Origin of the sequence: Pseudomonas sp. TWI923 (assembly GCF_039673365.1) — a bacterium.
Classification (GTDB): Bacteria; Pseudomonadota; Gammaproteobacteria; order Pseudomonadales; family Pseudomonadaceae; genus Aquipseudomonas; species Aquipseudomonas sichuanensis.
Genome location: NZ_JBDJLM010000179.1, coordinates 1 through 634 on the forward strand (window position 1 = coordinate 1; position 634 = coordinate 634).

General features: G+C 67.0%; 1 pseudogene. It reads right to left on the reverse strand.

What is annotated here, in order from left to right:
- Positions 1–634: pseudogene (locus ABE459_RS26005) on the reverse strand (RHS repeat protein); the annotation flags it as partial.

Genomic DNA, 634 nt, shown 5'->3' on the forward strand with positions numbered 1-634 from the left:
GCTGCAGGCGGTTGCTGCGTTCATCGTAGGTGTAGCGGTCCTGGCTGCCGTCGGCGTGCAGGTGGCGGATCACGTTCTTGCGGGCGTCGCGGAACAGCCACTCCGAGCGCTCGTCGGCGTGCTGGATGCGGTAGGTGTAGCCTTCGGCGTCGTAGTAGTGGCGGGTCTGGCCGCCGTGGGCGTCGGTCACGGTGGTCAGGCGGATGTGCTCATCCCACGCCAGGCGGGTTTCGAAGCTGCCGTCGTCGGCCCATTCGCGAATCGCCCGGGCGTGCGGGCCGCTGCTGTCCCATTCCAGGTTCAGGCCGCGGTCGGTGCGGTCGGTGTAGCGGGTGATCAGGTGGTGCTGGTACTGGTAGCGCCAGGCGGCGCCGTGTTCATCCTGGGCGGCGATCAGGTCGCCCTGGTCATCGTAGTGGTAGGCGCACAGCTGGCGCAGCGGTTTGCCGTCGACCACTTGCCACAGGCCCTGGATATGGCCGTGCTCATCGAGCAGCGTGCCCAGTTGCAGGTGGACTTTGGACGGGTCGTTGTCGGCGTAGGTGTTGATGTCCGACAGCACCGGGCGGCCGTTGTGGCTGTGCTCGTAGTGCAGCATCGCGCCGACGCCGTTGCGCATGACGATATGCACCAG